Raw genomic sequence first — 8,046 nt, 5'->3', positions numbered from 1 at the left:
CTGCCTCCTATTCTGGAGGCTTAACCGCTACTGACTCAATTCGGGGTAAGTTCACTGCGTTCAGGCCTTTTTTGTTGGTAACGTGTGTTTACGGTGCGGATGATTCCGCTTAGTGTTACCTACCCACACTTGCTATAACCACAGCTATAGCACTTGGTACACCCTTCCTCGCGCACCAGGTTTTCGTCGCCGCACTCGGGGCACCTGCCGAGTCCCGTTTTGCCTTTCAGAGGCTGGATGTTCTGGATGGGTGCGGTCATGGCCCGCTGCATGGCCTGGGGTACCATGCCCTCGTCCGGGGGCATCTGGGCGGCTTTGCGTTCGCCTTCGGCGATCTGGATTTTGCTGGTGGTTTCCAGCGCAACTGCAATCAGGTCGGCCTTGCTGGTCACGAAGCGGCCCTGGTAGCTGCCATACAGGCCGCCGTTGATGCCGCGCAGGGTTTTGACCATCTCGGCCACCGGCACCCCGTATTGCAGGGCCTTGGAGATGATGCGGCCCAGGGCCTCGCTGTCGGCGTTGGCCTCGTCGCCGGCCTTGCCCGAGGTCAGGATCACCTCCACCGGGTGCTCGCCCTGCATGTTCACCGTCACCAGAAAGCCCCGCCGGGTGCCGTCGCTGTTGGTCAGCTTGACCATGTCGGTGTAGCCCACCAGGCGGCCCGTGCGCTCGAAGACGGGGCTAGCGGGTTGGGCGCTGGAAGGAACCTCCAGCAGCGCGGGCTGCACTGCCACGGTCTCCTCGCTCTTGCCCTCGGCCTTTGGCTTTTGGCCTTCGGCGTCGTCTTTTTTCTCTTCCTTGCTCACCGACAACACCTGATACTCGCGGCTGCCATCGCGGTAGACCGTGATGCCCTTGCAGCCGGTCAGATAGGCCTCGGTGTAGGCCGCCTCCACATCGGCCACGGTGGCCTGGTTGGGCAGGTTGATGGTCTTGGAGAGCGAGTTGGCCGCGTAGCCCTCGGCGTCGAAGGCGGTCTGCACCACCCCTTGCATCCGCACGTGATCCAGCGGCGGCACGTCGTGGGCCCCTTCAAATACGTTGCCAATGGCGCTGGGAATGCCCTCGAGGCCCTTCACGGTGCCGTGGTTGGCCTGAATGGCTTCGATAATCGCGTCCCAGTTCCAGACGGGCCGCACCTCGAGCCCTCCCTCCCCCTCGGAAGAGAGGGACTGGGGGGTGGGGGCAGTCGCGAATGGCCCATTTGCTGGAAACTGCTCCATCATCTCCACAAACAAAGGGTGTAACAGGGCCTTGTACTGCCCACCGATGCGCCGCCACATGAAGGGCGAGAACACTGGTTCGATGCCGCTGGAAACGCCCATCAACATGCTGGTGGTGCCGGTGGGGGCCACGGTCAACACCGCCACGTTGCGGCGGGGACGGATGCCCAGTTTCGTAAAGGCAGCCTGGTTCTTCTGGTAGACCTCGAAGACCCCCCGCTCCCGCCCCAGGTTCTCCGATTCGGCCACCGCCTCCTCGCGCATCACGTTCATCACCTGCGCCACCACCTGGCGGCCCGCTTCCGACGAGTAGGGCAGGCCCATCTTGATGAGCATATCGGCCAGGCCCATCACCCCCAGACCCAGGCGGCGCAGGGTTTGCGAGGCGGTGCGGTTGTCTTCCAGGGCAAACACATTCACGTCCAAAACGTTGTCCAAAAAGCGAATGGCGGTTCGCACATCCTGGCGGAAGGCGTAGTAGTTAAACTCACCGCTTTCCACGTAGGCTGCCAGATTGATGGCGCCCAGGTCGCAGGGTTCACCCACCGTAAGGGGGATTTCGCCGCAAGGATTGGTAGAGCGAATGGCATAACGCGGGCCCAGGTCTTTGAGGGCCGAAAAGTCGTTAATGCGATCCACGAAGATTAGACCCGGCTCTCCGGTGGCCCAGGCGTGCCAGGCAATCTCGTGCCAGAGCCAGCGGGCGGGCACTTTACCTGCATAAACCGGTATGGGGCGGGCTCCATCCTGGGCGCGTTCGGGCAGGTCGGGCAGCGCTCCGATGTAGTGACCCTGTACCGGGTAAGGATAGTACTTCCCCGGCACCTCCGAAGGCTCGACAGCCCACAGACCATCGTCCAGTAGTACTTTCCAGAAGGATTCGGTCACCAGAACCGAGATGTTGAAGGTGGAAATGTCTCCCTCGCTGGCCTCGCGATCCAGGTCTTTGGCAGTCAGGAAATCCAGCAGATCGGAGTGGTCAATGGCGATGGTGGCCATCCCGGCCCCCCGGCGGGTTCCACCCTGACGCACCACCCGCAGCACCGGTGCGTAGACATAGCGAAGAGTTGCCACGGGGCCCGCTTTTTCGGCCCCGAGGTTGGCCCACTCGAGGAAGTTGTCAAAAATTTCCATCAGGAAACTCACCGGGCCGCTGCTGGTGCCTCCGCTGCCCTTAATTTCGGCCCCCTCGGGGCGCAGGCTGCTGAAGTCTACGTGGGGTTCCTGGCCCTTCGCGACCAGACTCAGGGCGGCCCTGGCGGCCTCGATGATGCCGCGCATATCGTCGGGCACGATCAGCACATCGCTGGGCTTATCCCGCACGGTCATGACCCCGTTGCGCCGGGCCAGCGCGGCCAGTTCGGGCTTCAGAAGGCCGTAGACGACCCGCGTCCAGTTGCGCACAGTGATGTTTTCCTTGTCGCCGTCGGGGTTGATGGGCGGACGCATCATTCCCTTAATGAAGTCTTCAACATCGGCATGGTCGGCGGCAATATAGGCGAAGCCCCGCACCGTTCCGCGTAGGCCAGCATTTTTGCGCGAGACGTAGGGGTCGAGGTTGACCCCGTTGCCGCCGCCTACTTTAGTGACCAGCGCCAGTTTGGTCGCCACCTCCAGCACCCCATCGAAGCTGCTGGGGTCGCTATCGGTTGCACCCTGCACAAAGCAGTTGAGCACGTTACCGTGCTGGGTACCCGCACCCGCCAACACCCGCCCACCAGGACAAAAGCGTCTGGAAGCCATCAACTGATAGAACTGCTCACTCCAGTATTGTTTCTCCTGCTCGGACTTTTCTGGCGAGGCCACCCAGGACGCCACACGACGAAACATTCCAAACACGTCCCCGTCGCCGGGTTGCAGGTATTGACGCCTGGCGATCGCCTGGGCGTGGTCATCAAAAAGTGTGGTCGTGAAGCGATTCATGGTGTCCTCCAATTTGAGTCAGATATCCCCGGCCACCGTAGTGGCACAAGATATAGGGGGTTCCACGTTAGATGCTACTACCTGTTGTGCAATTTTGACAAGAGGTTTTGTAAACCCATCGGTTCGGATAAAAACAGAATACTGCAGGTATCCAGATAAAATCAAGCCTCGAGTCCAAATATATGGGGGTATATTTATAAATTACCACTATAAGTAGTAGATCGATCAGAGCCCCTTCTGCCCTGAACAGAAACAGCCTCGAGACCTGGACTGGCAGTAAGGGCGGGCCGTTTTACATCAAGGCCGGCGCGGGAAGATTAAGAGCGGTCTTCAGAAAGAAGGAGGCTGTTGCCTGAACCAAGACGTCGCACAGGGATTATGTTTTGCTGGCAGTATGGACCGCTCTGAAATCCGCCTGCTCGGGGGGCCAGTGGGCCAGGAGTCCTCGAAGGTTGAGTGTTTGCAACCCGCCACTCTCCGATCAGCCTCTGGGGCCTTCAATCCTGCTCTTGTGTCTGCCAGACGGCCAGGGAAAACGGCTCCAGAATGCCGTCCTCGAGATAGCCTCCCACGCACCTGCCCGCCTTACCCGAGAGCAAATCTACGGCCTGCTCGCCTCGGGGCCAGACTCCATGAAGCGGGATATCAATTCGCCAGGATTCGGGGGAGGCATTGATGGTCACGACCACGCTGCACTGTCCGTGGGTGCGGGCAAAGGCCAGGTGGCCATCCTGACCATACAGGTAGTGATACCGGCCATAGCGCAACACCGGCAGCGACTGCCGCAGGGATGACATCTGCTGGAGGGTCCGCATCAGGGGCTTTTGCCACAGCGCTTCGTCCCAAAGCATCCCCCGGCGGTTATCGGGGTCGTGGCCCCCAGCCATACCCACCTCGTCGCCGTAGTAGACCGTCGGCACCCCTGGCAGGGTGAAGAGCATGGCAAATGCCAGTTGCACCCGCTCTATACTGCCCCGCAGGATGCTAAAAATGCGGGGGGTGTCGTGCGAGGTCATGATGTTCATTTGTGAAGTCACGGCTTCCCAGTCGTAGCGACCAAACAAGTCCTCGAGCCGGTTGTTGCAGGCCATGGCCCCCAGACTTTCCAGCCGCCCCAGGCCGCTTCTGGCGGCCAGGTCTTTGTCGAGGGTATCGCCCCCCACCAGCCCCAAAATGGCGCGCCCAAGCGGGTAATTCATCACCGCATCAAACTGGTCGCCTTGCAGCCAGCGGCTGGCATCGTCCCAGATTTCGCCCACAATATAGGCTTGGGGGTTTTGGGCCTTGACCCGGCGGCGGAACTCACGCCAGAAGTTGTCATCGTCAATCTCGTTGGGCACATCCAGTCGCCAGCCATCTATGCCGTACTTGAACCAGTATTCTGCCACCGATAACAGGTATTCGCGGCACTCGGGGTTGGCAGTATTGAACTTGGGCAACTCGGGGTTGTTCCACCAGGCTGCGTAGTTGGCGTGTTTGGAGTAGGCATTGAGGGGAAACCTGTAGACGTGGAACCAGTCCCGGTAGGGTGATGCGGCCTCGTTTTCCAACAAGTGCTGAAAAGCAAAGTGGGCCCGCCCGCAGTGGTTGAACACGCCGTCCAGTACTACGCGTATATCGCGCTGGTGGGCCTCTTCAACCAGACGGTGCAACGCCGTGTTGCCTCCCAACACCGGGTCTACCTGGAAGTAATCGCTGGTATGGTAACGGTGGTTGGCAGTCGAGCTAAAAATTGGGCATAAGTAGAGCGCGTTAAAGCCCTGTTCCTGGATGTAATCCAGCTTCTCGATCACGCCCCACAGGTTGCCCCCCTTAAAACCGCGCAGGGTGGGCTTGGCATCCCAGGCTTCAAATCCACTGTGCACCGGAGCCGGGTTGGCTGGGGGGCCTTCTCCTATACGAAAACGATCCGGAAATATCTGATAAAAAACTGCGTCCTTAACCCACTCTGGTGTCATTCAAACTCCTGCATGAAAACGCTTGCACGATGCCAGGAGTCAGTCTAAACCTTAATGCAAAAATCTCAAGTGTAAGTGAACTCGAATTCGTTATATGAAGGGCGGGTAGCACTTAGCCATCGGCTCTGATACGATGCCCCAGTTATGCCGCGTGGGAATCTATTTGTCATGACTGGGGCTTCGGGGGTGGGCAAAGGCACCATCCGGGGGAGGCTCCTGGAGTATCACCGTATGTACTACTCCATCTCGATGACCACCCGCCCCCCCAGGGTAGGTGAGCGCAACGGGATGGACTACTACTTTGTGAGCAAGGCCGAGTTTGAACAAAAGATTGCTCTAAAGGGTTTTCTGGAGTGGGCGCAGTACGTGGACGACTACTATGGCACCCCCCGGGAGCCGGTGGAAGAAGCCCTGAACAAAGGGCATGATGTTATTCTTGAAATAGAGGTGCAAGGGGCATTGCAGGTTAAGCAAGCCATGCCGGAAGCCGTTCTGGTCTTTATCATTCCACCCTCGCTCTCGGAGCTGCGCCGCCGGCTGCTGGTGCGTGGAACCGATAGCCTGGCCAAAATCCACAAGCGACTCAAGCGGGCCGAGGAAGAAATCCGCATGGCCGACCAGTTCGAGTACGTGTTGGTAAACGACCAGCTCGACAAGGCGGTGTCCGATTTTGCCGCCATTATTCAGGCCGAGCGATTACTGCAGCCCCGCATGGGCGAGGCGCTGGCCCGGGCCCTCTCGGTAGACCCGGCTCTGGAAATCGAACTCGACGAATTGGAGCGCAAACGGCGCGAAGCGGGCGGGCAGGGAAGCGGCAAGTAAACATTTCTCACCTTCTGATGTACAATCGGAGACTAGTTGCAGAGGTAGACCTATGGCAGAACCCGGCATTGACACCCTTTTAGCCCTGACCGACTCCAAGTACCGCCTGACGGTCGTGACCGCAAAGCGCGCCCAGCAGCTTCTGCGCTACGACTTCAAAAACACCGTTCTGGACAACAGCGAGCTGCCTCGTATGCGCACCCTCGAGGGCGAGAGACCCGATCCCAATGCGGTGACCTGGGCCATGAAAGAACTCCAGACCCGCCGCCTGCAGACCGGCGAAAGCCTGGTCGCGGAAGATCGCCTGGCCAAATTCCTCGATCAGATGTACCCCCGTGAGGTTATCGAGCCCGCCGATTGATCGGCTCTGGAACCAGGGGGGCGGGCTGGCCCTGGTCGGCCCGCATCTTCATGCATGGGCGGGTTAAGCGGGAAACGTGGGAATCAACCCTATTGTATGTGTATCCAACTTGGAGCACTGCATATACACCCTGTATAATCACAAACCGGAACTCAGGGAGCAGTCTCTATGGCAAGCAAAGAACAGCGGCATCGAGTGATCCAGGAAATCATTAGCCGAGAGAGCATATCCACCCAGGCCGAAATGGTTGATCGGCTGCGCAAAATGAACCATGACGTGACCCAGGCCACCGTGAGTCGCGATATCAACGAAATGCGTCTGGTGCGTGTTCCTCTGGGACGGGGGAAACATAAATATGCCCTGGCCCAGCTGGATCTGACCGAAGACGCAATGGAAGAGCTTCGGCGCATCTTTCGTACCTTTGTGCGGGATATAGATCGGGGCGAGAACATCCTGATGATCAAAGTTTCAGAGGGTCACGCCTCGGGCATTGCGCTGTTGATTGATCGGCTGCGCCGGGACGACATCGTAGGCACGATTGCCGGTGAAGACTCGATTCTGGTGGTGGGTCGCACGGTTCAAGATGCCGAAGCCTTACAAGAAGAGTTCGACGAGCTGCTAACCTGAGCGCTAAAAGTCAGAGAATTGAGGCCGGTGAAAAGACGGTTGCACACCGCAGGCCAACCGCATCGCGCCAGCACCAACTGTCTTTCGCCCACCTCGCTTCCATCAAACAAAGGTTGACCCGCAATGGTTGAATTCGCCCTCCAGGCCTTCCTGACCTTGTTCGTGCTGATTGATCCCATCGGCCTGATTCCGCTATTCCTGGCCCTGGTGGGGACGCGCAGTTACGAAGAGCAAAAACGCATCGCGCTCAGGTCAACCCTGGTAGCCGGAGTCCTGGTGTTGGCTTTTGCTTTGTTGGGTGGGATAATTTTGCACTACCTGGACATCAGCCTCGAGGCGCTGAAGGTGGCGGGGGGGTTGCTTTTGTTCAAGATTGCCCTGGATATGATCAACGCCCAGCTCGAGCGCGAGACCGATGAGGAGCATGCCGAGTCGCAAGCCAGGGCCGACATCTCGGTATTCCCCCTGGCCATTCCCCTGATTGCTGGGCCGGGCACCCTGGCGGGGGTTCTGATTCTGGCCGGGACGGCCCCCAGTGGGATTGGGGGGTTTGTACTGGTGCTGGGAATGGCTGCGATGGTTTTGTTCCTCACCTACTGGTCGCTCAGGGCCGCGCTCAAGTTCTCGAGTTCGCTGGGACGCACCGGGATTAATGTGATTACCCGTGTGCTGGGCATTTTGCTGGCAGCCCTGGCGGTGCAATATATAGCCGATGGGGTGCGGGTACTGCTCGAGCTTTCATAATTTTCCGTTTCGGCGCTTATCGGCATACATCGCCGCATCGGCTTGCTCGAGGGCGGCCCGCAAGTCCATGCGTGGCGAAATTTCGACCGCTCCCGCACTCACCGTAACATGGATTTCCGAGCGCACCCGCTGTATGACCTCCGGTGTCCCGGAGAGCGCCAGGCCCAGGTGCAGGCTCACAAACTCATCGCCGCCGATGCGGAAAGCCTGGTCGTCCTGACGAATCGCGCTACGGAGGGCGGTGGCTAAGATTTTAAGGGCCCAGTCCCCTGCAGCATGGCCGTGCTGGTCGTTGAGGCGCTTAAGTTCATCCATGTCCCAGTAAATGAGGGTCAGGGGAAAATCCAGGCGTTCGGCCAGGGCTTTGAGTTTGGTGAAATTCTCTTCC

Annotated in this window: 7 protein-coding genes; 4 read left to right on the top strand and 3 right to left on the bottom strand. The window is 59.1% G+C overall.

Going from position 1 to position 8,046, the window contains the following annotated elements:
• Positions 1-119: 119 nt before the first annotated feature.
• Entirely contained in the window at positions 120-3,146 is a 3,027-nt protein-coding gene (locus Q0288_RS11925; protein WP_299430692.1) for an adenosylcobalamin-dependent ribonucleoside-diphosphate reductase, read from the bottom strand.
• A 497-nt stretch (positions 3,147-3,643) separates the two neighbouring features.
• On the bottom strand, positions 3,644-5,104 hold the full coding sequence (locus Q0288_RS11920) for a glycoside hydrolase family 13 protein (RefSeq protein WP_299430690.1): 1,461 nt from the start codon (positions 5,102-5,104) through the stop codon (positions 3,644-3,646).
• 144 nt (positions 5,105-5,248) lie between these two features.
• On the opposite strand from Q0288_RS11920, the gene gmk reads away from it, so the two are divergent.
• From gmk to Q0288_RS11900, 4 genes are all read left to right on the top strand, one after another.
• Entirely contained in the window at positions 5,249-5,926 is a 678-nt protein-coding gene (gene gmk / locus Q0288_RS11915) for a guanylate kinase (RefSeq protein WP_299430688.1), read from the top strand.
• 52 nt (positions 5,927-5,978) lie between these two features.
• Positions 5,979-6,287, top strand: coding sequence for a DNA-directed RNA polymerase subunit omega (gene rpoZ, locus Q0288_RS11910; protein WP_299430686.1), 309 nt, complete (start codon positions 5,979-5,981; stop codon positions 6,285-6,287).
• Between the two features lie 168 nt (positions 6,288-6,455).
• Positions 6,456-6,914 carry an arginine repressor gene (gene argR, locus Q0288_RS11905; RefSeq protein WP_299430684.1) on the top strand — a complete coding sequence of 153 codons (459 nt, stop codon included), beginning with the start codon at positions 6,456-6,458 and terminating at the stop codon, positions 6,912-6,914.
• A 123-nt stretch (positions 6,915-7,037) separates the two neighbouring features.
• Positions 7,038-7,658: a MarC family protein gene (locus Q0288_RS11900; RefSeq protein WP_299430682.1), complete on the top strand. Its 621-nt coding sequence runs from the start codon at positions 7,038-7,040 to the stop codon at positions 7,656-7,658.
• Here Q0288_RS11900 and Q0288_RS11895 read toward each other — a convergent pair.
• A partial coding sequence (locus Q0288_RS11895) for a GGDEF domain-containing protein (protein WP_299430680.1) occupies positions 7,653-8,046 on the bottom strand: 394 nt, incomplete at its 5' end. The genes Q0288_RS11900 and Q0288_RS11895 overlap by 6 nt on opposite strands.

Source organism: uncultured Meiothermus sp. (genome assembly GCF_937863175.1).
Taxonomy (GTDB): Bacteria; Deinococcota; Deinococci; order Deinococcales; family Thermaceae; genus Meiothermus.
This window is presented reverse-complemented; position numbering and strand designations above follow the sequence as displayed.